Consider the following 25,633-nt stretch of genomic DNA (forward strand, 5'->3'; position numbering starts at 1 on the left):
CCATTAAGAATGGATCCGTCCATCCGTGAACGGTGAGAGGCACTGTAAAGACGCTTATCCCAGGCTGGATATAGGAACTGTCCGATACCCTCTACGATTGCATTGCTGATGATTTCACAAGGCGGCTTAAAGGATTCGGTACAGCAATCGCTCAATCCTCACCCGGCTGACGCGACGCAGGAACTTGCCCACCGCCTGCGGATAATCCACCAGGGTTTGCAAGTCCTGGTAACGCTCGATCCGCGTGGTGTGCTGGAAGATCTGCGCCAGTTCCGTGCGTCGCGGCTCCAGCCACTGGCCTTGGGGGTCATCGATGAGCAAGGCGTTTTCCAGGTCGAGACGAAACGCCCGTGGGTTGAGGTTGTTGCCGGTGAGCAAGGTGTAGCGCTGATCGACCCACATGCCCTTGAGGTGGTAGGTGTTGTCGCCGTCGCGCCACAGGTGCAGGTTCAACTGGCCGCTGTCGATCACCGGTTGATGACGCTTGGCAAAGCGGCGCAGGCTGATTTCATACAGGTACGGCAGTGCCGAGATCACCTTGAAGGGCTCGCTGGGCGGGATGTAGAAATCGTTGGCGGTCTTGTCGCCGACGATGATGTCGACCTTCACCCCACGCGCCAGGGCGCGGTTGATCTCCCGGGTCACCGGCAGCGGCAGGTTGAAGTACGGCGTACAGATGGTCAGTTGGTGCTGGGCGCTGGCGATCAGCTCGAGGATCACGCGGTTCAACGGGTTGTTCTTGCCCACGCCGAGCAACGGGCTGACAGACAGGTGGCCGTTGGGCAACTGCCCTGCCGTGGTGTCGTAGGCCGCGTGCTTGAGACGGCTGCGCAGGTCGCCGATGTCGTTGCGCAGGCTGCGGGTGGTCGGCGGGTTGGGCAGGTCGAGGCGGTGCACGGCCTTGGAGGTCACCAGGCCGTGTTCCACCAAGTGCTGCATGGAATCCGCCAGGGGCTGGCTGTGGATCAGGTGGTAACGGTCGAAGCGGTATTTATCGAACTTGTGCAGGTACACGTTGTTCAGGCTGGCACCGCTGTACAACACGCTGTCATCGATCACAAAGCCCTTGAGGTGCAGCACACCGAACAGCTCGCGGGTTTGCACCGGTACGCCGTACACCGGCACTTCACTGGCATGGCGCTGCGTCATGGCCTGGTACCAGGCGCTGTTGCCCGGTTGCTTGCCGGCGCCGATCAGCCCGCGCTGGGCGCGCAGCCAGTCGACTACCACCACGATGTCCAGTTCCGGCCGTGCGGCCTTGGCGGCGTGCAGGGCGTCGTAGATCTCCTGCCCTGCCTCGTCCTGCTGCAGGTACAACGCGACGATGTAGATGCGGCGGGTGGCCGTGGCGATGTTCTCCAGCAGGCAGCGACGGAAAGCGTCAGCGCCGGACAGCACGTCAATGGCGTCGGGAGTCAGGGGAAAACCGCGCAGTTTGGGCAACAGGGAGCGTTTGAAGAACGACGGCATAAGGCTCGCAATGGGTCGAATCCGAAGAGGCCCCGAGCTTACACCATGGGGGTGCTCAGGTCTCGCAGTGGCAGAGAGTAAAATTCTTGTTGACCAAGAAGAACGATCGTTCTACTTTTCAAGCCATGAACGATATGACTCATAACGAAACACGCGACATTATCCTCGACGTCACCGAGAAGTTGATCTATCGCCACGGCATCGCCGCCACCGGCATGGACTTCCTGGTGAAAACCGCCGGCGTCTCGAGAAAAAGCATTTACCGTTACTTCGCCAATAAAGATGAGCTGGTGATCGCGGCCCTGCAGCGCCGTGACGAGCGCTGGATGCACTGGCTGCGCGGCGAAGTGGAGCGCGTCGATGGCAGCGGCGCACGCTTGCTGGCGCTGTTCGACGCGCTCAAGGCCTGGTTCGGCTCGGCGGATTTTCGCGGTTGCGCCTTTATCAACACCAGTGGCGAAACCGGCGACCCGCACGACCCGGTCCGCCTGCTGGCCAAGGCCCATAAACAGAAACTGTTCGAGTACGCATTCGAACTGTGCCAAGCACATGGTACCCCCGACCCCGAACGGCAGGCCGCGCAACTGCTGATCCTGATCGATGGCGCCATTACCGTTGCCCTGGTCATGGGTGATTCAACAGCTGCCGATAATGCGCAATGCATGGCGCGAACGTTATTGGGACTGTGAACGCACCCGCCTGGCAACTTTCGATAACGCTGTATGGTTTTAAGGAGCCGCCTGATGTCATCTACCGCAGAAACACGTCCGCCCTTGCCGCCGTTTACCCGTGAATCGGCGATTGAAAAAGTGCGCCTGGCCGAAGACGGCTGGAATTCCCGCGACCCGCACCGGGTGTCGCTGGCTTACACCCTGGACACGCAATGGCGTAACCGTGCCGAATTCGCCCATGACCGCGAAGAGGCCAAGGGTTTTCTCACGCGCAAATGGGCCAGGGAGCTGGATTATCGGCTGATCAAGGAGCTATGGGCCTTTACCGACAACCGCATCGCCGTGCGCTATGCCTACGAATGGCACGACGACTCGGGTAACTGGTTCCGCTCCTATGGCAATGAGAACTGGGAGTTCGACGAGAATGGCCTGATGGCCAATCGTTTTGCCTGCATCAACGACCTGCCGATCAAGGAGAGCGAACGCAAGTTCCACTGGCCGCTGGGACGGCGCCCGGATGAGCATCCGGGATTGTCCGATCTGGGTCTGTAGCTTGAAGCCGCAAGCTTGAAGCTTGCGGCTTATCGCTTAATCCTGATTAAGACCGACCCGATACAACACGCCATCGTCCTCATCCGTCAGCACATACAGAAAGCCATCCGGCCCCTGCCGCACATCGCGAATGCGTGCCTTCAAGCCACCCAGCAAGCGCTCCTCATGGATAACCTTGTCGCCATCGAACTGCAGACGAATCAGTTCCTGGCTGGCCAGCGCACCGATGAACACGTTGTGCTGCCACGCCTTGAACCGGTCGGCGTCGTAGAAGGCCATGCCACTGATGGCCGGTGATTTCTCCCACACATGGTGGGGCGCCACGGTGCCTTCTGCGGTCTTGCCCTTGGCCTCGGGAATCGGTGTCAGCGAATAGTTGATGCCGTGAGTCGCCAGCGGCCAGCCGTAGTTCTTGCCGCGCTCGATAATGTTGATTTCATCACCGCCGCGCGGCCCGTGTTCGTTTTCCCAGAGCGTGCCACTCCATGGGTTCAGCGCCAGCCCTTGCGGATTGCGCTGGCCGTAGGACCAGATCTCGGAACGTACCCCGGCTTGACCGACAAACGGGTTGTCATCGGGCACGCGGCCATCCGGGTAGATCCGTACGACTTTGCCCTGCAGCTTGTCCAGGTCCTGGGCGGTCGGGCGGTCGTTGTTTTCCCCCAGGGTCACGAACAGGTAGCCATCGCGGTCGAAGGCCAGGCGCGAACCGAAGTGGTTGCCGGTGGAGAGTTTCGGCTCCTGGCGCAGGATCACGTTGAAATCGGTCAAGCCACTCATGTCCTTAGCCAGGCGCCCGCGCCCCACTGCGGTGCCGGCCGTACCGCCCTTGCCACCGCCTTCGGCGTACGTCAGGTAGACCATGCGGTCCTGCTTGAAGTCCGGCGACAGCACCACATCGAGCAAACCGCCCTGCCCCTTGGCCCACACCTCAGGCACGCCGGTCAACGGCGCAGACAGCTTGCCGTCCGGACTGACAAGGCGCAGGCGCCCCGGACGCTCGGTCACCAGGAACCCTTGCTGGTCGGGTAGAAACGCCACGGCCCACGGGTGATCGAGGCCTTTGGCGATCGGGGTCGCGGTGATGCTGCCTTGTTCACTGGGGAACTGCTGCCCATCGGCGGCATAAACGGCCGTCTGCGCAAGCAGGGTGGTGGCGCACAGGGTGGCGAGCAGGGTTTTGCGTATAAACATAAGACAGCGTCCTTACCGGCGATTGCCGTTGGCATCATAGGTGGGGGCTTTGGAGTCGGTGGCTGGGCGGCTGGGGGCCGCATCGCGTTGCGGGTAGCGATTGCCGATACCACCGTTTTCCAGGGTCGGTGCGCGCGGCGTCGGCACGGTCTGAATACCACGCACCGCCGGCGTATTGGGCTGGGTGCCCTGCATGCTGTTGGGATTGGCCCGGTGGATCGGGCCGGTATTGGAATCGCTTCTGCCGGGCAGGTTTTGCGCGAGGGCAACTGGCCCAAGTGCCAGGCCCAACACCAGCACCGCGAGATGACGCACACAACTGTTCATGACAAAGCCTCTCTGGGGCGAGGAGTACGTGCTTTCGATACCACGCTACGCCCTGGGTTCGGCTTTCGTAACTAAATAGTTTCTGATCAGGTGTAACGAGATCTGTCCGCGCATCTGCCCGGCGAAACTTTTCACGCAGCCTTCGAGTCACCAGAACACAGCTTCTTGTTAAGGAATCGCACGTATGCCACGGGCAATCTGGAAAGGCGCCATCAGTTTCGGCCTGGTTCATATTCCGGTATCGCTGGTCTCGGCCACGTCCGCCCAGGGCGTGGATTTCGACTGGCTGGACAAGCGCAGCATGGACCCGGTGGGCTACAAACGCATCAACAAGACCACCGGCAAGGAAGTCACCAAGGAGAATATCGTCAAGGGCGTGGCGTTTGAGAAAGGCCGCTATGTGGTGCTCAGTGAAGAGGAAATTCGCTCGGCCCACCCTAAATCGACCCAGACCATCGAGATCATCGCCTTCGTCGACAGCGACCAGATCCCGCTGCCGAACATCGACACCCCCTACTTCCTGGCCCCGGACAAACGCGGTGGCAAGGTCTACGCGCTGCTGCGCGAAACCCTGAACAAAACCCGCAAGGTCGCCCTGGCCAACGTGGTGCTGCATACCAAGCAGCACCTGGCGGCAGTGATGCCCCTGGAGTCGGCGCTGGTGCTGGTGATGCTGCGCTGGCCCGCCGAGGTGCGCGGCCTGGATGAACTGGAACTCCCCAACGACGTGACCAAACCGAGCCTGGCCAAGGGCGAGCTGGACATGGCCAAGCGTCTGGTGCAAGACATGAGTGCAGACTGGCAGCCCGAGGACTATCGCGACAGTTTTCAGGAAAAAATCATGGCGCTGGTGGCGAAGAAGGCCAAGGCCGGCAAGATCGAAGACGTCGAATCCCAGGAAGGCAGTGAGGAGCGCAAGTCGGCCGATGTGATCGACCTGACCGAGTTGCTCAAACGCAGCCTGGCCGGCAAACCGACGACGAAAAAACCGGCGGCAAAAAAAGCCGGCAAAAAGGCCTCTTGAGCCTGCCATCTACAGGAGAACCCCATGGCAAAGCCCCTGAGCGAATACAACCGTAAACGCGATTTCGAGGTCACCGCCGAGCCATCAGGCAGCTCACCGGGCCGTAAACGCAAGGCATCGGCACTGAGCTTCGTGATCCAGAAGCACGATGCGCGCAACCTGCATTATGACTTCCGCCTGGAACTGGACGGCGTGCTGCTTAGTTGGGCGGTGCCCAAAGGCCCGAGTCTGGACCCGAGCCAGAAACGCTTGGCTGTCCATGTTGAAGATCATCCCATCAGCTATGGCGGATTCGAGGGCAGTATCCCGGCCGGCCAATACGGCGCCGGCGACGTGATCGTGTGGGACCGCGGTGTGTGGAAGCCCCACGACGACCCGCACAAGGCCTATGCCGCCGGCAAACTCAAATTCACCCTGGTCGGTGAGAAGCTCTCGGGTGACTGGGCGCTGGTGCGTACGCGCCTCAAGGGCAGCGGCGACAAGGAGCAGTGGCTGCTGATCAAGGAAAAAGACCAGCAGGCACGCCCCGCCGCCGACTACGACATTGTCCAGGCCCAACCCAAAAGCGTGCTCAGCGGCGCATCCGTGGGCAAAACCAAGCCCAAACCACGCGCAAAAACACAGAAAGCCACAGCCGCCTTACCCGATCAATTCGCGCCGCAATTGGCAACCCTGGTTGACCGCGCGCCCGAGGGCGATTGGCACTACGAAATCAAGTTCGACGGTTACCGCATGCTCGCCCGCATACGCGACGGCGAGGTTCGCCTGTTCACGCGTAACGGCCACGACTGGACCGAACGCCTGCCACGCCAGGCCAAGGCCTTGCACGCCCTCAAGCTCAAGGACAGCTGGCTCGATGGCGAGGTGGTCAGCCTCAATGGTGATGGCCTGCCGGACTTTCAGGCGCTGCAAAATGCCTTTGATATCGGCCGCAGCCTGGACATTGTCTACTACCTGTTCGACGCGCCGTTTTTAAACGGCAGCGATCAGCGCCAGGCGCCGCTGGAGGAGCGTCGCGCCGCGCTCAAAGACGCCTTGTCCGGCAGCCGCAGCAAACTGCTGCGCTTCTCCGAAGCGTTTGCCGCCAACCAGCAGGATATTTTCGAAAGCGCCTGCGACCTGGCCTTGGAAGGCGTGATCGGCAAGCGCAAGGGCAGCCCCTACGTCTCCACTCGAAATACCGATTGGATCAAGCTCAAATGCCGCCTGCGCCAGGAGTTCGTGATTGTCGGCTACACCCGCCCCCAGGGTTCGCGCAGTGGTTTCGGCGCGCTGCTGCTGGCAGTCAATGACGATGGCGGGCTGGTCTACGCCGGGCGGGTGGGCACCGGGTTCGACCAGGCCTCATTGAAAAACATCTACGCCCAACTCACCCCTCTGGAGCGCAAGGCATCGCCTCTGGAAAAACCCCTCACCGCCGCCCAGGCACGGGGTGTGCACTGGGTGGAACCGCGCCTGGTCGGCGAAGTGCAATTTGCCGAGTGGACCCGCGAAGGCGTGGTGCGCCAGGCGGTCTTCGTGGGGTTGCGCACCGACAAGCCCGCAGGGCAGATCATCCATGAACAGCCGCGCACGGCAAAATCCCTCAAAGCGCTGAAAAGCCAGAAGCCCAGCAGCGGCGTGAACATCACTCACCCCGAGCGCGTCATCGACCCGCAAAGCGGCACACAAAAACAGCAATTGGCGCAGTTCTACGAAGGCATCAGCGAATGGATCCTGCCCTTCCTGCGCCATCGCCCCGTGTCCCTGCTCAGGGCTCCGGAAGGCATCGAGGGCGAGCAGTTCTTCCAGAAGCACGCGGAGCGCCTGGCGATTCCGAACATCAAGCAACTGGACCCGGCACTGGATCCAGGCCATGCGCGCCTGATGGAGATCGACACGACGAAAGCGCTGATTGGGGCCGTGCAAATGGGCACCCTCGAACTGCATACCTGGGGCGCCACCTCGGACAAGATCGAAACCCCGGACCTGTTTGTGCTGGACCTTGACCCGGACCCGGCGCTGCCCTGGAAAACCATGCTGGAAGCCGCTCAGCTCACCTTGTCGGTACTCGACGAGCTGGGGTTGGAAGCCTTCGTCAAGACCAGCGGCGGCAAAGGCTTGCACCTGGTCATACCGTTGGCGCGGCGGGATGGCTGGGACAGCGTAAAGGCCTTTGCCAAGGCCATTGCCCAATTCATGACCGAGCAACTGCCCGAGCGCTTCACCGCCACCTCCGGGCCGAAAAACCGTGTAGGCAAGATCTTTATCGATTACCTGCGCAATGCACGAGGCGCGAGCACCGTGGCGGCCTATTCGGTGCGCGCACGCCCTGGGCTGCCGGTGTCGGTGCCGGTCAGTCGCGAGGAATTGAAGGGATTGCGCGGCGCTCAGCAATGGACGGTGGCCAACCTGCACCAACGCTTGCACGGGCTGAAGGTTGATCCTTGGGCCGGCTACGCCAATCGGCAGAAGATCAATAAAAAAATGTGGGAAAAGTTGGGCGCAAAGCCACCGGAGTGACTAACGCCCGGGTCGACATCAAATCAGTATGAAGATGAGTGCCAGTGCCGCGAAGATCGCCCATTTTTCCAGGTAGTAACGTGTGCGGTTGCGTTTTTTCAGCTCTTTACCACGCAAGCGAATCTTGTACAGCCGGTTAAACGCGCGATTGAGCCCGCCAGTCTTGTCGCCTGCATCGTTGGGCGAGCCTGCAGCGGCCATGACGTTACGACTGAACCAACGGTTGAACGTGGCAGCCCAGCGATATTTCATCGGCCGCTCGATATCGCAAAACAGGATGATGCGGTTCTGCTGCGTGGTGTTTTCGGCGTAGTGGATGTAGGTCTCGTCAAACATCACTGCCTCACCGTCACGCCAGTAATAGTTCTCGCCGTCCACATTGATATAGCAGCCCGGATCATTCGGGGTCACCAGACCCAAGTGATAACGGTACGAACCGGCGTAGGGGTCACGGTGGCGCACCAGCTTGGAGCCCGGTGGCAACTCGGCGAACATTGCCGCCTTGATCGAGCCGATGCCCTGCAACAGCTCGGTGGTACGCGGGCATAGTTTCATCGCCGAAGGATGGCTTTCGCCGTACCATTTCAGGTAAAAGCGCTTCCAGCCAGACTTGAAGAACGAGTTGAAACCTACATCGTTGTACTGGTCCGAGCGCTTGATTTCACCCATCTGCATGAGGTTCAGGCCCTCCTCGCGAATCTCCTTCCAATGCGCCTCAAGGGGGCTCAAGTCAGGAAAGTCACTGGGTGACAGGTAGGGGCGGCCGGGTAGCCTGGAGCACAGGTACAGCAAGCAGTTGATCGGGGCCAGGAAGGTCGAATGATCACTGAGTTGGCGGCCCAGCTTATGCCGCACCCGACCACGCAGGTGTACATACGCAATGGAGGCAACGTAGAGAACAACAATGATGAGTTTCAAGGAATTTCGTTCACATGTCAGAAGAAAACAGGCTGCTCCTGCGCGCCCACAACGGCTGAGGATGGATAGCAGCGTCTGAAATCACAATTCACACAATTGGCACGACCGGCTGAGTAATGTCCCGATACGTGGTCCGTGGCAGTTATTTAGCCACAGTTTGTAACCAAAAGTTAATCAAGAATTGTGAAAACCTGTCTAGTGAATGTGCCAGGCAGACGCCTTGACGGGCAGGCCTTGGGGCACGGCAACCACCGATCATCGAACGGCGAAAGATGGTAAAAGGCTGCACCGCCGGCAACGTCCGGCAATTACCCCCTCAGCAAAAAGGAATTTGTATGTCAGCCCTTTCAGATCCGGATAGTCAAGCCCTTCAAGGCGCCTGGGAGCAAACCTCACTCGAAGACAGTGGCGTACTCAATCCCATCGATGCCCACAGCGCTCCGGGTGCTTTAACCACCATCAGCGGCGACCGCTTCGAAGTGAAGACCGTCAGTGGCGAGGTGTTGTTGGCGGGCCGGTTTTTCCTCGACAGCAGCACGGTTCCCAAAAGCATTACCTGGGTGGACGCCCTGGGCGATGACGCCGGTAAGCACCTGCCCGCCAGTTATCGCCTTGAGGGGGATTCATTTGTGTTCATTGCTGCGGATGAAGGTATGCCCAGGCCCATCGTGTTCAGTACCGGCCCAGGCCAAACCATGCGCACTTTCGTGCGCCGCGCTTGATGCTGTGCGCCATCCGAACGCGCGACAGCATTTTCACAAAGCCTTCACTTTCAGCCCTATAGGCATGGGTATCTACACAACTTCCAGTGAATACGGAATCTATGGCAATTAGGCTTCTGTGGTGAGCGGGCTTGCCCCGCGCTGGGTTGCGAAGCAGCCCCAAAACCTTCACCTCGATTGATTCTGGCACTCTTCGGTGACCTTATTGGGGCCGCTTCGCAACCCAGCGCGGGGCAAGCCCGCTCACCACAGAGTTATGTGTCAGCCTTTAAGAGTTGTGTAGATACCTATGCCTATAGGTGAAGCCTACCTACTCCAGTAAATCCCTTGGCCCGCCCGTTCGCGGGCTTTTTTTGCCTGGCGCCAATCGGCTCAGGCGGGACGCCTGGTGGCGGCCAGCGTGAAGCACAGGGGCAACTGGGCAGGCTGGTGCTCGTACTGGTCGTAAAGTTCTTCGCGATTGGAGTGGGCATATTCCTGCAGATGGTCGATCTGCAATTGCGCAGCAATCGCCGCGCTCACCACATCCCCCAGGGTGTGCACATACCAATAGGAGGTCGGCCCCGCCACTTCGCCCTGCCCCTCATAGACAATCGACTCCTGCAGCACAAAAGGCTCACGCTGGAAGTACGAACTGGCCGGCAACAGTGGGTCTGGCGCGCGCGGGTCGAACATTTCCAGAAACGGGTGGGTTTCATACATCACCAGCGTGCCACCGGGTTTCAAGGTCCTCGCAACATGGCGCATGAACAGCGCCACATCCGGCATCCAGCCCAGCACGCCGATAGTCACCAAGGCAATGTCGAAGCGCTCGTGCAAGCGGGATGGCAACTGGTGGATATCGCTTTCGATGAATTCCGGGTTGTGGGGCGAAACGTCGGCAAGCTCACGGGCCTGCTGCAGGAACGCCCGGGATTGATCCACACCGACCACCGAGCACGCGCCCAGGCCAAACAGCGACAGGCTTTCGCGACCGTTATTGCAGCACACCTGCACCACCTCTTTGCCGGCAACGCCGATGTCTTGCAACAGCCCGGTAAGGGTGGGGTCCAGGCACGAAAACCCAGGGTCGCGGACCCCGTTAAGCAGGGCGCTCCAGGTCTCGGTGGTTTTATGCAGGTCGGCGGATTGATCCCAGGCGTCCTTGTTGCAGGCAATCGCCTGTTGAGCTGAGGGCATGTCCATTGCGTCTCCAGATAAGTCATACGGCGAGGCAAAGAAAATAAGCCACAAGCCCGCAGATTAAAACCCCAGCAGCAGGCGAAACTAAATGAACTGCGCGCAGGTCACTAGCGCAATGAGTGTTCAGCCTTTGAACGCCCCCCCTGCGAAGTCCTGATCGTGGCCAAACACGCCGACCTGCGTAATACCCTGTCCCTGGACAGCCTGAATTTTTTCCTGGCGGATGTGCGCGACGGCCTCGGTCCATACCTGGCCATCTATCTGCTGGCGGTGCACAAGTGGGATCCGGCCAGTATCGGCGTAGTCATGACCCTGGCAGGTATCGCCGCGCTGATCACCCAGGGCCCGGCGGGTGCCCTGATCGACCGCACGCGCAGCAAACGCGCTGTGATTGCCGTTGCCGCCCTGCTGGTGACCGGCAGTTGCCTGCTGCTGCCCTTCGTCAGTTCATTCAGCCTGGTTGCCTTGACCCAGGCGGCCAGTGCCATCGCTGCCTCGGTGTTCGCCCCGGCGATCTCCGCGATTTCCCTGGGCATTACCGGGCCACGTGCGTTCACCCGGCGCACCGGGCGCAACGAAACCTTCAACCATGCCGGCAACGCTGTGGCGGCGCTGTTGGCCGGTGGCCTGGCGTACCTGTTCGGACCCGTGGTGGTGTTCTACCTGATGGCCTTTATGGCAGTGGCCAGCGTCGTCGCGGTCAGTTGCGTCTCCGCCAAGGCGATCGACCATGAGGTGGCCCGGGGCTTCGACCCTGCCCACCACAGCGACCATGAGCAGCCGTCCGGCATTGCGGTCTTGCTGGCCAACCGGCCGTTATTGCTGTTTGCCGTCTGCTGCGCCCTCTTCCACCTGGCCAATGCGGCGATGCTGCCACTGGTCAGCCAGAAGCTCTCGCAGATCAACCTGCAGATGGCCACGCCGCTGACCTCGGCCTGTATTGTCGCCGCACAATTGGTGATGGTGCCGATGGCCTGGCTGGTGGGCAGCAAGGCCGACGTGTGGGGGCGCAAGCCGCTGTTGCTGTTCGGCTTCATGATCCTGCCGCTGCGTGGCGTGCTCTATACCCTGTCCAGCGATCCCTACTGGCTGGTGGCCGTGCAGATGCTCGACGGTATCGGCGCGGGGATCTTCGGTGCGCTGTTCCCGGTGATCGTCAAGGACCTGACCCAGGGCACCGGGCGTTTCAACGTCAGCCTGGGTGCGCTGTCCACGGTATTTGGCCTGGGTGCGGCATTGAGCAGCAGCCTGGCCGGTTTTGTGGTGCAGCAGGCTGGCTACAATGCGGCCTTCCTCACCCTGGCCGGGGTGGCGGGCGTCGCGTTGGCGCTGTTATGGCTGGCGATGCCGGAGACGCTGGCCAAACCCTTCTTCGCGCCTCACGCATCTGCGGCCTGATATAAGCGACACTGTGCGCCGAACCCAAACAGCAAATGGAGTTGCCCCTATGAAGAAATACTTCCTGTATCCGCTACTGCTTCTGCTCGCAGGATGCAGCACGGGGCCCTATCTGCATCCGGAGTCGACGGTGGGCAGCAACGCCCTGCTTTCGCGCACCTGCCCCGGCCCGAAAGCGGCGATGAGCTATGCCCCACTGGCAGAAGAACTCAACTGGGTTCATGTGCTGGTCTATGTTGCGCCACCCGGCACATCCAGCTGGCCGGGTAACCAGCGCTCAACCGCTGCTGAACTGCGCCTGTTCGGACGGCTCTACCCATCCAATAACACAGCAGCCGTCAAACAGGCCGACCCGACGCTTTGGGTCAGTGCAGCGTCGCCCGTTGTCACGGTCACCCTGGCGAATGGGCAAAGCTATCCTGTCACCATTGAACAACTCAAAACCGGTTTCGACCCCAGGAAAACATTCCACAGCGGGTTCAAAGGGACAGCGTTGGGCCAAGGCGACATGGATGATTTCACGCTTACCTTCCCGGACATATTCGTCAACGGTGAAAAAGTCCCTATGGCCCCGATTCACTTCAAGAAACGCGAAGAGCGTTATGCGCCTGTGTTTAATTGCTGACGGGCCGGGTTTCTGGCGCTCAGCCGACTCTGTTATCGTGCGTCCTTCGACCGCAATGGAAGCATCGAAGAATGAATTCCTGGAAGACGCTGGCAATCGCCCTCATGGCATCGATCAGCACCAACGCTATGGCATGGTATGTGGAGAACCCGGTCGAGAGAGCGCTGAGCGCCACCACCCTGTTCCCGACCATTGTCCTCGGCGGGACCACGGCATTTACGGTCTACTCGCCCTCAGTAATGAAAAAAGCGAAGGATGATGCCCTTGCATTCATTGGCTCCGAGGGCGAAATTCGCGGCGCTCAGTTTGAGCAGGCATCACTACACTACCGCTCGGCCCCTCACACGCGCCCCATGACCGACATGCAGCTCGCGCAGGCAATCGCAACAACTTACTGAGCGCGGCTTCGTCGAGAATGGCTTGCCACATTCAAAGCGCTGAACATCCGTCGTCGGCCGCCATACAACTGTCGCCTGACATATGCGACAATGCGCGCCAAATTCCAACACACATCCCCCATTTTTTGCTCAGCGACCGGGTTTCGCGCCTTGATGTCGCTGTTGATGCATGCCTGAAGGCTCCTGCCGCCACGCTCGCAACCCATTGATAGGTAAAGTAATTGATCTCCACAGCTAACATCACCATGCAGTTCGGCGCCAAGCCGCTCTTTGAGAACGTCTCGGTCAAGTTCGGCGCCGGCAACCGGTATGGTCTGATCGGTGCCAACGGTTGCGGCAAGTCGACCTTCATGAAAATCCTCGGCGGCGACCTCGATCCGTCCGGCGGACAGGTCATGCTGGAGCCGAATGTGCGCCTGGGCAAGCTGCGCCAGGACCAGTTCGCCTACGAAGAATTCACCGTGCTCGACACCGTGATCATGGGGCACGAGGAGCTGTGGAAGGTCAAGGCCGAGCGCGACCGTATCTACTCGCTGCCGGAAATGAGCGAAGACGACGGCATGGCCGTGGCCGAGCTGGAAACCGAATTCGCCGAGATGGACGGCTACACCGCCGAATCCCGTGCCGGTGAACTGCTGCTGGGCCTGGGTATTCCCCTGGAACAGCATTTCGGCCCGATGAGCGAAGTGTCCCCCGGCTGGAAACTGCGTGTGTTGCTGGCCCAGGCGCTGTTCTCGGACCCGGAAGTGCTGTTGCTCGACGAACCGACCAACCACTTGGACATCAACACCATCCGCTGGCTGGAAAACATCCTGACCCAGCGCTCCAGCCTGATGATCATCATCTCTCACGACCGTCACTTCCTGAACAGCGTGTGCACCCACATGGCTGACCTGGACTACGGCGAGCTGCGCCTGTTCCCGGGCAACTACGACGAGTACATGACCGTGGCGACCCAGTCCCGCGAGCAACTGCTGTCGGACAACGCCAAGAAGAAAGCGCAGATCTCCGAGCTGCAGTCCTTCGTCAGCCGCTTCTCGGCCAACGCCTCGAAAGCCAAGCAGGCGACCTCCCGTGCCAAGGCGATCGACAAGATCCAGCTGGCCGAGGTCAAGCCTTCGAGCCGCGTGAGCCCGTTCATCCGTTTCGAACAAACCAAAAAGCTGCACCGCCAGGCGGTCATCGTCGAGCGCATGGCCAAAGGTTTCGACGGCAAGCCGCTGTTCAAGGACTTCAGCTTCCAGGTTGAAGCCGGCGAGCGCGTGGCGATCATCGGCCCGAACGGTATCGGCAAGACCACCCTGCTGCGCACCCTGGTCAACGAACTGACCCCGGATGCCGGCAGCATCAAGTGGACCGACGCCGCGGAACTGGGCTACTACGCCCAGGACCACGCCAGCGACTTCGAAAACGACATGAGCCTGTTCGACTGGATGGGCCAGTGGACTCAAGGCGAGCAAGTGATCCGTGGCACCCTGGGGCGCATGCTGTTCTCCAACGACGAGATCCTCAAGTCGGTCAAGGTGATCTCCGGTGGTGAGCAAGGCCGCATGCTGTTCGGCAAGCTGATCCTGCAAAAGCCGAACGTGCTGATCATGGACGAACCGACCAACCACTTGGACATGGAATCCATCGAGGCGCTGAACCTGGCGCTCGAGAACTACCCAGGCACGCTGATCTTCGTCAGCCACGACCGTGAGTTCGTATCGTCCCTGGCCACCCGCATCATCGAGTTGAGCGCCAACGGCGTGATCGACTTCAGCGGCACTTACGACGATTACCTGCGCAGCCAAGGCGTGGTGTTCTAACAGTAGCGACCTGAAACCCTGGGAGCATGCTTGTTGTGGCGAGCGGGCTTGTTGTGGTGAGCGGGGCAAGCCCGCTCACCACAACAAGCCCGCTCACCACAAAAGCCCGCTCGCCACAGTAAGCCGGTTTCTCAGCCAAAGTAGTTAGCCTGCTTCCTTTTCCCCCAAGCCCTTGCCATGATGCGTTCACCGCCCGCCCGCGAACGAGTGCCCATGTCCAACGCCTCCTCCTCCCTGTCGATCACCCTGCAGATCGTCTCCATCGTCTTCTACACCTTCATCGCCTTTATCTGCATCGGCCTGCCGATTGCGGTAATCCCGGGCTATGTCCATGAGCAACTGGGCTTCAGCGCGGTGGTGGCCGGGATTACCATCGGCTCGCAGTACCTGGCAACTCTGCTCAGCCGTCCCATGGCCGGGCGCATGTCCGACAACGTCGGCACCAAGCGCGCGATTGTGCTGGGGCTGGCGGGCATCCTGGTCAGCGGTGTGTTGACGTTCTTCGCCACCCTGGTGGACAGCCTGCCCAGCCTGAGCCTGGGGATTCTGATACTCGGCCGGCTGTTGCTGGGCGTGGCCCAAGGCCTGATCGGCGTGGGCACCATCAGTTGGTGCATGGGCCAGGTCGGGGCGGAGCACACGGCGCGGTCGATTTCGTGGAATGGCATTGCCTCCTACGGCGCCATCGCCATCGGCGCGCCGCTCGGAGTGGTGATGGTCGCCGAATATGGCTACACCAGCCTGGGTATCGCGCTGTCGGTATTGGCGGCGCTGGGCCTGGTGCTGATCCGCAATAAACCCTCGGTGCCGGTGGTACGCGGCGAGCGCCTGCCGTTCTGGGCGGTGTTCGGGCGCATTGCACCCTTTGGTGCCAGCCTGTGCCTGGCGTCCATCGGCTACGGCACCCTGACCACCTTTATCACCCTGTATTACCTCAATCGCGGCTGGGCCGGCGCGGCGTACTGCCTCACGGTGTTTGGCGTGTGTTTTATCCTCTCGCGGCTGCTGTTCATCTCCGCGATCAGCCGGTTTGGCGGCTTCAGGGCAGCGATTGCCTGCATGATCATCGAGACCCTGGGCCTGACGCTGCTGTGGCTGGCACCCTCCACCGGCGTAGCCTTGATCGGTGCAGGGCTGACCGGCTTTGGCTTGTCGCTGGTGTACCCGGCGCTGGGCGTGGAGGCCATCAAGCAGGTGCCCAACAGCAGCCGCGGTGCGGGCCTGAGTGCCTATGCGGTGTTTTTCGACCTGGCCCTGGCGATTGCCGGGCCGTTGATGGGCGCCGTGGCGTTGAACCTGGGTTACAGCTGGATTTTCTTCTGCGCAGCGCTGTTATCGGTCACGGCGCTGGGCGTGACCTTGCTGCTCAAGCGCCGCGCTTACTGATCGGCGGTCTGCAAACCGGCGCGGGTAGCCTGGCCGAGGGTGTGGGTGAAAAAACGCCCGGCCTCGGAGATCAGGTCGCGGTGGATGCCTTCGCGGTCGACGCCATCGGCATCGGTGCAGATCGCCGGCATCGCGGCCAGTTGGTCGCTGTCACACGGCGCCATGAACACGAAGTGCCCTGCCCCCGCCAGCAGCTTGAAGTCCGGTGGCTCCGGCAGTTTGCGTGCCAGGGCGGCGGCGTTCTTGTCGACCGCCACCAGCTTGTCGCCGTCGCCGCTGTAGAGCAGCACCGGCACATGCACATCGGCCAGGGTGTGGCGGCCGAACATCAGGCTCAACGGCGCCATCAACATCAAGGCATGAATGCGCGGGTCGGATTGCGGTTGCAGGTCGTCACGGTCCACCACCAGTTCGCCCTTGGTGGTGCAGGCATCACGATCTTCGGGGCGTTCCTGGCAATAGCGACGCAGGCGGTCGAAGTCCGGCTTGGCCCCCGCCAGGATCAACGCGGTTTCGCCACCGGCCGAATAGCCGATAACGCCCACCTGATCGACGTTGACGAACGGCGACAGCATCGGGTCGCCCAGGGTCGCGGTGATCGCTTCGGAAATCTGGATCGGCCGGCCGTACAGGTTACTCACCGTGCCCAGGCGGCTGTGGTCCTTGTAGTTATCGCCGGGATGCAACACCGCGACCACCACAAAGCCTTTGCGCGCCAGGGAAGTGGCCAGGTCATGCAGGGCCAGCGGCGTACCGGTGTTGCCATGGGACAGCATCAGCATCGGAAAGCGGCCAATGGCGATCTTGGAATCTTCGCTGGCGGCGACGTGATAGGGACCCAGTTGCGTGCTGTGTTCATCGTCGGTGGACGGGTAGAAGGCCACGGCTTTCATTGGCTGCAGGTCCAGCGGGTCGAGAAAGGTCATGCGATGGAAGCCCACACTCCAATGGGGGTGCGGCGCGGGCGCGGCGTGCACTGAAATCAGGCCGCCCAGCAGGGAAAGAACCATAACGGCACAAAGACGCATCATGAGGATGTCCACCTTTGCTGCGTGACCACGTTCAACACCCGCGGCATGTCTATATGAAAAGTCCATGGTTCAAGGCACTCGCATCGGGTGATAAACCCATGCGTGCATAACCTGGGCCAACGTAAAGACAGCGGGTAAACGAAAAAACTCCGTATTCCGGTCGTTTCAGGCGACAAGAATACAGAGTTTAGGCGCCCGGCTTCGGATTGAAACCGAGCAGAGGCGAAATTTACACAAGCCTTACGCAGCAGCGAACAATTGTTCGTTGATGAGCACGTTGGCGTCGCTCAAGGCCTTGCTGCGGAACTCATCGCCATAGGCCAGGCCATGGGCGCGGACGAATTCGATGTCGGTAATGCCGAGGAAGCCCAGCATCACTTTGAGGTATTCCTCGTGGGCCACACCGGTTGCCTGGCCGACATGCAGGCCGCCGGAGGTGGACACAATGATGACTTTCTTGTTACCGCACAGGCCTTCAGGGCCTGCTTCGGTGTAACGGAAGGTCTGTCCGGCAACGGCGATGCGGTCGATCCAGGCTTTCAACTGGGTTGGAATGGTGAAGTTGTACATCGGCGCACCGATCACCACGGCGTCGGCGGCGAGGAATTCGGCCAGGCTGTTGGCACTCAGGTCGGCCTCGTGCTGTTGTGCGGCGTCACGCAGTTCGGCGGCGGTGCCCAGGGCGCCCAGGGTCGCGCCGGAGAAGTGGTTGATGCCTTCGCTGGCGAGGTCACGGTAGGTCACTTCCACACCCGGCTCGGCCGCCTGCCAGGCCTTGACCACGCCAGTGCTGAGCTGACGGGAAGCCGAGTTGTCGCCGAGGATGCTGGAATCGATGTGCAACAGTTTCATGGTGGATCTCCGAGTGTGGGATCGACAGTGGCGATCAGATGAAGTGGATGCTACGCATGAAACCAATAGTCGATAAGACGCCTGAAATGCGATAGTTTGTCCCACTGACAGGACAATAGGCTGACCATGCAAGACCTCAACGACCTCTACTATTTTGCCAAAGTCGTCGAAGCCGGTGGCTTTGCGGCGGCCGGGCGGCTGTTGGGCATTCCCAAGTCGCGGCTGTCGCGGCGCATTGCCGAGCTGGAAGAGCGCCTCGGCGCGCGCCTGCTGCAACGCACCACGCGGCAACTGACCCTGACCGCCGTCGGCGAGCGCTACCTGCGCCATTGCCAGGCGATGCTGCTGGAAGCAGAGATGGCCGACGAGGCCGTCGCCAGCATGTCCAGTGAACCGCGCGGGCGGCTGAGGGTGACGTGCCCGGTGGGGCTGGCGCAAAACATAATGCCGGATGTGGTTGCGGGTTTTCTGGCTGCCCACCCCCAGGTGCAGCTGGAGATGACCCTGGTCAACCGCCGTGTCGACCTGGTAGCCGAAGGCATCGATGTGGCGCTGCGCGTGCGCGAACTGGGCGATGAAGACCCGCTGCTGGTCACCAAGCGCCTGCGCCCCGCCCAGACGGCCCTGGTCGCCAGCCCGAACTTTTTGCACGGTCGGCACATCAACACCCTCGACGACCTCAAGCAACTGCCGATACTCGGCGCGCTGGAAGCAGACCGCATGGTGCACCAACGCATCCTCGATCCTGAAGGCAACCCCCACGACCTGGTGATGGAAGCGCGCCTGGGCGTCGATGACTTCAACGTACGCAAGGCCAGCGCCATCATGGGCCTGGGCTTTACCGTGCTGCCGCTGATGTACTGCGAAGAAGAACTGGCCAGCGGCCGGCTCGTACAGTTGCTGCCGGAGTGGTCATTGCCGGGCGGCTGGCTGCAGGCCGTCTACCCGCATCGCCGCGGCGTGCTGCCGGCGATTCGCGCCTGGATCGATTACCTGGAAGAAGGCTTCAAAAGCTGCGGAGACCGCCTGCTATGAAAATGACCGAAGCACAGGTCGCGACGTTCTGCCTGAGCCTGCCCGGCGCGCGGGAAGACTACAAGTGGGGTGGCGTGCGGGTGTTCTCGATCGCCGGCAACAAGATGTTCGCCCTGCAGAATCTGCGCGGCGACTCGCTGGCGTTCAAGGTCGACAAGGAATTGTTCCTCGGCCATGTGGACCGTCCCGGCATCCACCCGGCGCCGTACCTGGCACGCGCGCAGTGGATCATCATGAACACGCCCTACCCGCTGGGGGCCGAGGAACTGCGTAGCCTGTTGCAGCGCTCCCACCAGTTGGTGGTGAGCAAACTGCCCAAGCGCACACAGGTGGGGTTGTTGCTAGAGAACGGACAGTAGCGTGCCACCGAGGAACAACTGGTCCAGCCAGAACACCTGGTGCAACAGCACGATCACCCAGAACAGCACCTGGTAAGACACCTTGCGCGTCTTGTGCCGGAACACCTGCTGGGCAATCAGCGCCCCCGGCCAGCCGCCCGCCAGCTCCACGGCGTGGAGGATGTTCTCCGGGGTGCGCCAGCTGTCGGTGCGGGCCTTGCGCTTGTCGCTCCAATACAGGAAAAACGCGATGACGCTGACCACCCCATAGGCCACCAGCGGAATCACGGTTTCGCCGCGTTGCCACACCAATACCGCCCCCACCAGCGGCGCCGCGCACAGCAGCACAAAGATCGCCGCTTTCAGGCGCGGATGCTGAATCATCATGCCTTGGCCGCTGCCCAGTCGATCCAGCCGAATTGCCAGGTCGCCAGGATCAGCAGGCCGAACGCAATGCGGTACCAGGCGAACGCCGCGTAGCTATGGCTGGCGATGAACTTGAGCAGGCCCTTGACCGCGATCATCGCGAAGATGAACGAGGTGACGAAGCCGATGGCGAACACCGGCAGGTCCGCCGGCTGGAACAGGTCGCGGTATTTGTAGCCCGAGTACACCGCCGCACCGACCATGGTCGGCATGGCCAGGAAGAATGAAAACTCGGTGGCGGTCTTGCGCGACAGGCCGAACAGCAGGCCGCCGATGATAGTCGAGCCGGAGCGCGACGTACCCGGGATCATCGCCAGGCACTGGGCAAAACCGACCTTGAGCGCGTCTTTCCAGGTGATGTCGTCGACGCTTTCGGCGTGCACTTCATGCTCGCGGCGCTCGGCCCACAGCATGACGATGCCGCCGATCACCAACGCGGCGGCCACGGTGATCGGGTTGAATAGGTAATGGTGGATCAGGTCGGCAAAGATCACCCCCAGCACCACGGCCGGCAGGAACGCGATCAGCAGGTTGACCGTGAAGCGCTGGGCGTTGCGCTGGGTGGGCAAGCCGGTGACTACATCGAGGATCTTGCGCCGGAATTCCCAGACCACCGCGAGGATCGCACCCAGCTGGATGATGATGTTGAACGCCATGGCGCGTTCGCCGCCGAAGTCGAGCAAATCGGCGACAATAATCTGGTGTCCGGTGCTGGAGATCGGCAGGAACTCGGTAAGCCCCTCCACGACGCCAAGAATCAATGCCTGAATGGCGGTCCAAAAATCCATGCTTCCCCCAAAGGTCATGCGCTGTGGCATGCCTTATCAATCTTTTAATGGTTCACTGACGAGCGCACTCAAGTGCCCGGTGTTGACCATGGTCAATGCCGGCCTGCAAAAATTCTGTGAAAAATCAGGCAGTACTCAGGTTTTGCGATTTCAGGCCGAAAGCCTATCAGACGAGGCGTAAAAGTCGATGCGACGCCCACAATTATAAAAAGCCCGGAGTGACAGGACGATGAACAGTTTGCGCAATATGTCGATCAGCCGACGCCTCTGGATGATCCTGATCGTCGCCGTGCTGATGCTGATGGCCCTGGGTTTGCTGATGCTCAAGCAGATTCACGACGACCTGTACCAGGCCAAGCGCCAGCAGACCCAGCACGTGGTCCAGACCGCCAGCGGGATCCTGACGTTTTATCACAGCCTCGAAACCACCGGGGTGATGACCCGCGAAGCCGCGCAAAAACAAGCCCTGAGCGCGGTGCGCGGCTTGCGCTATGACCACGACGACTACTTCTGGATCAATGACCTCACCCCCGTGATGATCATGCACCCGGCCAACCCCAAGCTGGACGGCCAGAACCTCTCGGCCATCCGCGATCCCGACGGGTTTGCCGTGTTCAACGAGTTCGTGATCCTGGCCAAGGCCAAGGGTGCCGGCATCATCAACTACCGCTGGCCGAAACCGGGTGCGGAGGCGCCAGTGGCGAAAACCTCGTATATCCAGTTGTTCGAGCCGTGGGGCTGGATCATCGGCTCCGGCGTTTACGTGGACGATGTGCAGGCCGAGTTCAACAGCCAAGTGTGGAAGGCCTCGTTTATCGTCCTCGGCATCGCATTGGTGATGGCCCTGCTGGTCTCGCTGATTGCCCGCAGCATCGTGCGCCCCCTGCAGGATGCGGTGAACGCCATGGGCAACATCGCCAGCGGCGAAAGCGACCTGACCCGCAGCCTCGATACCCACGGCCGCGACGAAGTCACCCAACTGTCCCAGCACTTCAACACCTTCACGGCCAAGCTGCGCCAGGTCGTCAGCCAGTTGCAGGTGTGCGCCAACGCCCTGGGCCAGTCCTCCACGGAACTGGGCAACAACGCGACCCAAGCCCATGACCGCAGCCAGCAACAGTCCCAGCAGATGGAACTGGTGGCCACCGCCATCAATGAAGTCACCTACGGCGTGCAGGACGTGGCCAAGAACGCCGAACACGCCGCCAGCGAAATGCGCGATGCCCAGGCCCAGGCGCAGCAAGGCCAGGTCAATATCGACAGCAGCCTGCAGCAGATCGACCAGCTCTCCACCACCATCAGCCAGGCCGTCGAAGTGATCCGCACCTTGTCCAGCGAAAGCACGCAGATCGGTGGTGTGTTGGAAGTGATCCGCTCCATCGCCGACCAGACCAACCTGCTGGCCCTCAACGCCGCCATTGAAGCCGCACGCGCCGGGGAACAAGGCCGTGGTTTTGCCGTAGTGGCCGATGAAGTCCGCCTGCTGGCCCAGCGCACGCAAAAATCCACCGCCGAGATCCAGGCGATGATCGAGCGCCTGCAAGGTCACTCGGAAGCCGCGGTCAAGGTGATCAGCGACAGCCACAGCGCCTCGCAACTGACCATCGAACAAGCCGGCCAGGCCGGTGCCAGCCTCACCGCCATCGGCCAGGCGCTGCACAACCTCAACGGTTTGAATGCCTCGATTGCCAGCGCCACCCTGCAACAGGCCCATGTGGTGGAAGACATCAACCAGAACGTCACCCAGGCTGCAAGCCTGTCCCACAGCACCGCAATGGCGGCCGAGCAGTCCAACGTGGCCAGCGTGCATTTACGCGGGCTGAGCGAACAACTCGACGGCCTGCTGCGCCAATTCAAGGTCTGACGCCGCTCCAGATGTGGGAGGGGCAAGCCCCTCCCACATTTGCCCTCCGATGTTTTGAAGATCGCTCACCTCTGGTTACAATCCCCGCCCTCTCCCACTCTCCCAAGGAACCGCCATGTCCGGGCTTGAACTGTTCGCCGCCGCCCTGGGGGTGATCGCTGTCTGGCTGACGGTCAAGCAAAACCCCTGGTGCTGGCCCATCGGCCTGGTGATGGTGTTGCTGTACACCTGGGTGTTCTATGACGTGAAGCTCTATTCCGACATGCTGCTGCAAGTGGTCTACGCCGCCCTGCAAGTCTACGGCTGGTGGCAGTGGACCCGCGCCGGCGAGGTCAAGCAAGGGCGCCAGGTCACCCGCCTGGGTTGGCCGGCAATCATGATCAGCATGGCCATCGGCGCGGTCGGCAGCCTGCTGCTGGGCGCTGCGATGGCGCACTGGACCGACGCCGCGCAACCCTGGCTGGATGCCGCCCTCACCGGTTTCAGCCTGGTGGCGCAAATGTGGATGGCGCAGAAACGCGTGCAATGCTGGCCGCTGTGGATCGCCGTGGACGTGATTTTTGTCGGGCTGTTCCTCTACAAGGGCTTGTACCTCACCGCTGCGCTCTACGCCCTGTTCACCGTGATCGCCGTGCAAGGCTGGCGTGAATGGCGCGCCGACCCGGCGTTGCAACCATGAAGGTGGTGGTACTGGCCGGCCCCGAATCCAGCGGTAAAAGCTGGCTGGCCGCCGAGTTGCACGCGCATTTCGGCGGGCTGATGGTGCGTGAATACGTGCGCGATTTCATGGACCGCCACCAGCGCGACACCAGCCTGGCGGATATTCCGGCCATCGCCCACGGCCAACTGGCCTGGGAAGATGCCGCCCGCGCCCGGCAGCCGCGCCTGCTGGTCCTCGACACGCACCTGCTGACCAACAAACTCTGGAGCCAGACCTTGTTCGGCGACTACCCGGCGTGGCTCGACGATGAACTGCTGGCGCGGCATTACGACCTGCACCTGCTGCTGTCGCCGGATGATGTGGAATGGACCGCCGACGGTCAACGCTGCCAACCGGAACTGGCCGACCGCCAGGCGTTTTTCCAGGACAGCCTGGCGTGGATGCAGGCGCATCGACAGGCGGTGGTGGTCATCAGGGGGAGTTGGGAGGAGCGCCGCACCGCCGCCTTTGCTGCGGTAGAACAGCTGTTGTAGTGAGCGGGCTTGCCCCGCGCTGGGTGGCGAAGCCGCCCTAAAACCAAACACCGCGACCTGTCTGGCAGGCTGCGGTGTTTTTTATTGGGGCGGCTTCGCCACCCAGCGCGGGGCAAGCCCGCTCACTACAACACCGGGGTGGTTAGTAGCCCAGCGACAGGCCGGTGTTACGACGCGGGTCATTCGCCCCATAGAAGCGGTTGTTACCCACCGGCTTACCCTCCAGGGACGGTGCCCCCACCAGGATTGCCGCCAAGTGGTTGGCATCCTGCGGCCCGGCAAACTTGTGGCCCCAGCTTTCCAGAATCTTCTGGGTGTCCGGGCTGATCGCGAAGGTCTCCAGGTTGGTGGTTTCCGGCATCCATTGCTGGTGGAAACGCGGCGCGTCCACGGCTTCCTGGATGTTCATCTTATAGTCGATGACATTCAGGATGGTCAGCAGGGTCGCGGTAATGATGCGGCTGCCGCCCGGTGTACCCACCACCATCACGGCCTTGCCGTCCTTGGTCACGATGGTCGGGCTCATCGACGACAGCGGCGCCTTGCCCGGTGCGATGGCGTTGGCTTCACCCTGGACCAGGCCGTACATGTTCGGCACCCCGACCTTGACGGTGAAGTCGTCCATTTCATCGTTGAGGATCACCCCGGTCTTGCTCGCCATCACGCCCGCACCGAACCAGTCGTTGAGGGTGTAGGTCACCGAGACCGCGTTGCCCCACTTGTCGACGATGGAATAGTGGGTGGTGTTGTTGCCTTCATGGGGCGACACACCGGGTTTGATCGCCTGGGAATCCCCGGCCTTCTGCGGCTCGATGGCGTCACGCAGCTTGGCCGCGTAGTTCTTGTCCAGCAGATGCTCGATCGGGTTCTTCACGAAATCCGGATCGCCCAGGTAGCTGTTACGGTCCACGTAGGCGTGGCGCATGGCTTCGATCTGGTAGTGCAGACCCTGGGCCGAGTGATAGCCCAGGTCGGCCATCGGGTAGCCTTCGAGGATGTTCATGATCTGGCAGATCACCACACCGCCCGAGCTTGGCGGCGGTGCCGAGACCACGTGGTAGCCACGGTAGTCACACTCGATGGGCGCCAGTTCGCGGGTCTTGTACTTGTCCAAGTCGGCCTGGGTGATGATGCCCTTGCCGGCCTGGCTGGAATCCACCAGGGCCTTGGCGACCCACCCTTTATAGAAACCGTCGCTGCCCTTGGCGGAGATTTCCTTCAGGGTTTTCGCCAGGTCTTTCTGCACCAGCTTCTGGCCGACCTGCATCGGCTGGCCGTTGTGCAGGAAAATCCCGCGCATATCCTTGTCTTTTTCGAACTCGCCGGTGGCGGTGTGCAGCAGATCGATATCACCCTGCTCCAGGGCAAAACCGTTTTCCGCCAGCTTGATCGCCGGGGCAATCACCTGGGCGCGCTTGAGGGTGCCGTACTTGCTCAGGGCCAGCTCCATGCCGGAGACGGTGCCGGGCACGCCGACGGCCAGGTGACCCTTGGCACTCAGGCCTTCAACGACATTGCCGGCCTTGTCCAGGTACATATCGGCGGTGGCCGCCAACGGGGCCTTTTCGCGGAAGTCGAGGAAGGTCTTGCGCCCATCCGCCAGTTGCACGGTCATGAACCCGCCGCCGCCCAGGTTACCCGCCGCCGGGTACACCACCGCCAGCGCATAGCCGACCGCCACGGCGGCATCCACCGCGTTACCGCCGGCCTTGAGTACATCCACGCCGACATGCGTGGCCAAATGCTGGGCGGTCACCACCATGCCATTTTCACCGGCCACCGGGGCCTGGGACGCGGCTTGTACGCCGCTGACCGTCAACACCAAGGCGGTGGCAATCAGTGTGCGGCTGAAGGGTTGGTATTTCATCCATGGCTACTCTAGTTATTGAGATGCACCAAAATAGCCCGTCCCGAATTTAATCCCCAGC

General features: G+C 61.4%; 25 protein-coding genes. 15 read left to right on the forward strand and 10 right to left on the reverse strand.

Annotated features, from left to right (window positions below):
* Window positions 1-126: 126 nt before the first annotated feature.
* Complete coding sequence (gene pssA, locus BFQ01_RS27500; protein WP_065927743.1) at window positions 127-1,470, reverse strand: CDP-diacylglycerol--serine O-phosphatidyltransferase; 1,344 nt, start codon at window positions 1,468-1,470, stop codon at window positions 127-129.
* A 125-nt stretch (window positions 1,471-1,595) separates the two neighbouring features.
* Here pssA and BFQ01_RS27505 point away from each other — a divergent pair, with 125 nt between their 5' ends.
* Together BFQ01_RS27505 and BFQ01_RS27510 are read left to right on the forward strand one after the other, a co-directional pair.
* On the forward strand, window positions 1,596-2,159 hold the full coding sequence (locus BFQ01_RS27505; RefSeq protein ID WP_065927744.1) for a TetR/AcrR family transcriptional regulator: 564 nt from the start codon (window positions 1,596-1,598) through the stop codon (window positions 2,157-2,159).
* A gap of 54 nt (window positions 2,160-2,213) precedes the next feature.
* Complete coding sequence (locus tag BFQ01_RS27510; RefSeq protein ID WP_065927745.1) at window positions 2,214-2,693, forward strand: nuclear transport factor 2 family protein; 480 nt, start codon at window positions 2,214-2,216, stop codon at window positions 2,691-2,693.
* Window positions 2,694-2,729: 36 nt separating this feature from the next.
* On the opposite strand, the gene BFQ01_RS27515 is transcribed toward BFQ01_RS27510, so the two are convergent.
* Together BFQ01_RS27515 and BFQ01_RS27520 are read right to left on the reverse strand one after the other, a co-directional pair.
* The gene (locus BFQ01_RS27515) at window positions 2,730-3,887 is read right to left on the reverse strand and encodes a PQQ-dependent sugar dehydrogenase (RefSeq protein ID WP_065927746.1); all 1,158 of its coding nucleotides are present in this window, start codon (window positions 3,885-3,887) and stop codon (window positions 2,730-2,732) included.
* 12 nt (window positions 3,888-3,899) lie between these two features.
* Window positions 3,900-4,214, reverse strand: a complete 315-nt coding sequence (locus BFQ01_RS27520) for a hypothetical protein (protein ID WP_065927747.1) — start codon at window positions 4,212-4,214, stop codon at window positions 3,900-3,902.
* A 184-nt stretch (window positions 4,215-4,398) separates the two neighbouring features.
* Between BFQ01_RS27520 and BFQ01_RS27525 the strand changes: the two genes are divergently transcribed.
* Window positions 4,399-5,238, forward strand: a complete 840-nt coding sequence (locus tag BFQ01_RS27525; protein WP_065927748.1) for a non-homologous end joining protein Ku — start codon at window positions 4,399-4,401, stop codon at window positions 5,236-5,238.
* 24 nt (window positions 5,239-5,262) lie between these two features.
* Window positions 5,263-7,740 carry a DNA ligase D gene (ligD, locus tag BFQ01_RS27530; RefSeq protein WP_065927749.1) on the forward strand — a complete coding sequence of 826 codons (2,478 nt, stop codon included), beginning with the start codon at window positions 5,263-5,265 and terminating at the stop codon, window positions 7,738-7,740.
* Between the two features lie 18 nt (window positions 7,741-7,758).
* Here the strand turns inward: ligD and lpxO are convergent, their stop codons facing one another.
* Window positions 7,759-8,658, reverse strand: a complete 900-nt coding sequence (gene lpxO / locus BFQ01_RS27535; RefSeq protein ID WP_065927750.1) for a lipid A hydroxylase LpxO — start codon at window positions 8,656-8,658, stop codon at window positions 7,759-7,761.
* Between the two features lie 335 nt (window positions 8,659-8,993).
* Here lpxO and BFQ01_RS27540 point away from each other — a divergent pair, with 335 nt between their 5' ends.
* Complete coding sequence (locus tag BFQ01_RS27540; protein WP_065927751.1) at window positions 8,994-9,380, forward strand: TIGR03067 domain-containing protein; 387 nt, start codon at window positions 8,994-8,996, stop codon at window positions 9,378-9,380.
* A 372-nt stretch (window positions 9,381-9,752) separates the two neighbouring features.
* Here the strand turns inward: BFQ01_RS27540 and BFQ01_RS27545 are convergent, their stop codons facing one another.
* Window positions 9,753-10,565 (reverse strand): class I SAM-dependent methyltransferase, encoded by an 813-nt coding sequence (locus BFQ01_RS27545; RefSeq protein WP_065927752.1) that lies wholly within the window; start codon window positions 10,563-10,565, stop codon window positions 9,753-9,755.
* Window positions 10,566-10,721: 156 nt separating this feature from the next.
* Between BFQ01_RS27545 and BFQ01_RS27550 the strand changes: the two genes are divergently transcribed.
* The 5 genes from BFQ01_RS27550 to BFQ01_RS27570 all read left to right on the forward strand — a co-directional run bounded on the left by BFQ01_RS27550 (window position 10,722) and on the right by BFQ01_RS27570 (window position 16,177).
* Window positions 10,722-11,960, forward strand: coding sequence for an MFS transporter (locus BFQ01_RS27550; protein ID WP_065927753.1), 1,239 nt, complete (start codon window positions 10,722-10,724; stop codon window positions 11,958-11,960).
* A gap of 49 nt (window positions 11,961-12,009) precedes the next feature.
* Window positions 12,010-12,585: a hypothetical protein gene (locus BFQ01_RS27555; protein ID WP_065927754.1), complete on the forward strand. Its 576-nt coding sequence runs from the start codon at window positions 12,010-12,012 to the stop codon at window positions 12,583-12,585.
* A gap of 71 nt (window positions 12,586-12,656) precedes the next feature.
* A complete protein-coding gene (locus BFQ01_RS27560; RefSeq protein WP_027607902.1) occupies window positions 12,657-12,983 on the forward strand; it encodes a DUF2388 domain-containing protein in 327 nt (108 codons plus the stop codon).
* Window positions 12,984-13,204: 221 nt separating this feature from the next.
* Entirely contained in the window at window positions 13,205-14,791 is a 1,587-nt protein-coding gene (locus BFQ01_RS27565; protein ID WP_074846575.1) for an ABC-F family ATPase, read from the forward strand.
* 213 nt (window positions 14,792-15,004) lie between these two features.
* Window positions 15,005-16,177, forward strand: a complete 1,173-nt coding sequence (locus tag BFQ01_RS27570; RefSeq protein ID WP_065927756.1) for an MFS transporter — start codon at window positions 15,005-15,007, stop codon at window positions 16,175-16,177.
* On the opposite strand, the gene BFQ01_RS27575 is transcribed toward BFQ01_RS27570, so the two are convergent.
* Together BFQ01_RS27575 and BFQ01_RS27580 are read right to left on the reverse strand one after the other, a co-directional pair.
* Window positions 16,171-17,208: an alpha/beta hydrolase family protein gene (locus BFQ01_RS27575; protein ID WP_065927757.1), complete on the reverse strand. Its 1,038-nt coding sequence runs from the start codon at window positions 17,206-17,208 to the stop codon at window positions 16,171-16,173. The genes BFQ01_RS27570 and BFQ01_RS27575 overlap by 7 nt on opposite strands.
* Before the next feature lie 240 nt (window positions 17,209-17,448).
* Window positions 17,449-18,060: an FMN-dependent NADH-azoreductase gene (locus tag BFQ01_RS27580; RefSeq protein WP_065927758.1), complete on the reverse strand. Its 612-nt coding sequence runs from the start codon at window positions 18,058-18,060 to the stop codon at window positions 17,449-17,451.
* A gap of 126 nt (window positions 18,061-18,186) precedes the next feature.
* Here BFQ01_RS27580 and BFQ01_RS27585 point away from each other — a divergent pair, with 126 nt between their 5' ends.
* Window positions 18,187-19,095 carry a LysR substrate-binding domain-containing protein gene (locus BFQ01_RS27585; protein ID WP_065927759.1) on the forward strand — a complete coding sequence of 303 codons (909 nt, stop codon included), beginning with the start codon at window positions 18,187-18,189 and terminating at the stop codon, window positions 19,093-19,095.
* Window positions 19,092-19,454, forward strand: a complete 363-nt coding sequence (locus BFQ01_RS27590) for an MmcQ/YjbR family DNA-binding protein (RefSeq protein ID WP_027607908.1) — start codon at window positions 19,092-19,094, stop codon at window positions 19,452-19,454. The genes BFQ01_RS27585 and BFQ01_RS27590 overlap by 4 nt, the downstream gene beginning before the upstream one ends.
* Here BFQ01_RS27590 and BFQ01_RS27595 read toward each other — a convergent pair.
* Entirely contained in the window at window positions 19,437-19,820 is a 384-nt protein-coding gene (locus BFQ01_RS27595; RefSeq protein WP_065927760.1) for a DUF1294 domain-containing protein, read from the reverse strand. The two genes, BFQ01_RS27590 and BFQ01_RS27595, sit on opposite strands and share 18 nt — an antisense overlap.
* Window positions 19,817-20,647 carry an undecaprenyl-diphosphate phosphatase gene (locus BFQ01_RS27600; RefSeq protein WP_027607910.1) on the reverse strand — a complete coding sequence of 277 codons (831 nt, stop codon included), beginning with the start codon at window positions 20,645-20,647 and terminating at the stop codon, window positions 19,817-19,819. The genes BFQ01_RS27595 and BFQ01_RS27600 overlap by 4 nt, the downstream gene beginning before the upstream one ends.
* A 229-nt stretch (window positions 20,648-20,876) precedes the next feature.
* Here BFQ01_RS27600 and BFQ01_RS27605 point away from each other — a divergent pair, with 229 nt between their 5' ends.
* The 3 genes from BFQ01_RS27605 (at window position 20,877) to BFQ01_RS27615 (ending at window position 23,705) form a co-directional block, all read left to right on the forward strand.
* Complete coding sequence (locus BFQ01_RS27605; RefSeq protein ID WP_065927761.1) at window positions 20,877-22,511, forward strand: methyl-accepting chemotaxis protein; 1,635 nt, start codon at window positions 20,877-20,879, stop codon at window positions 22,509-22,511.
* A gap of 115 nt (window positions 22,512-22,626) precedes the next feature.
* The gene (pnuC, locus tag BFQ01_RS27610; protein WP_065927762.1) at window positions 22,627-23,190 is read left to right on the forward strand and encodes a nicotinamide riboside transporter PnuC; all 564 of its coding nucleotides are present in this window, start codon (window positions 22,627-22,629) and stop codon (window positions 23,188-23,190) included.
* Window positions 23,187-23,705 carry an AAA family ATPase gene (locus BFQ01_RS27615; RefSeq protein WP_065927763.1) on the forward strand — a complete coding sequence of 173 codons (519 nt, stop codon included), beginning with the start codon at window positions 23,187-23,189 and terminating at the stop codon, window positions 23,703-23,705. The genes pnuC and BFQ01_RS27615 overlap by 4 nt, the downstream gene beginning before the upstream one ends.
* A 142-nt stretch (window positions 23,706-23,847) precedes the next feature.
* Here the strand turns inward: BFQ01_RS27615 and ggt are convergent, their stop codons facing one another.
* Window positions 23,848-25,572, reverse strand: coding sequence for a gamma-glutamyltransferase (ggt, locus tag BFQ01_RS27620; RefSeq protein WP_065927764.1), 1,725 nt, complete (start codon window positions 25,570-25,572; stop codon window positions 23,848-23,850).
* Window positions 25,573-25,633 lie beyond the last annotated feature (61 nt).

The sequence above is a fragment of the Pseudomonas sp. 8 R 14 genome, from assembly GCF_900005955.1.
GTDB lineage: Bacteria > Pseudomonadota > Gammaproteobacteria > Pseudomonadales > Pseudomonadaceae > Aquipseudomonas > Aquipseudomonas marginalis.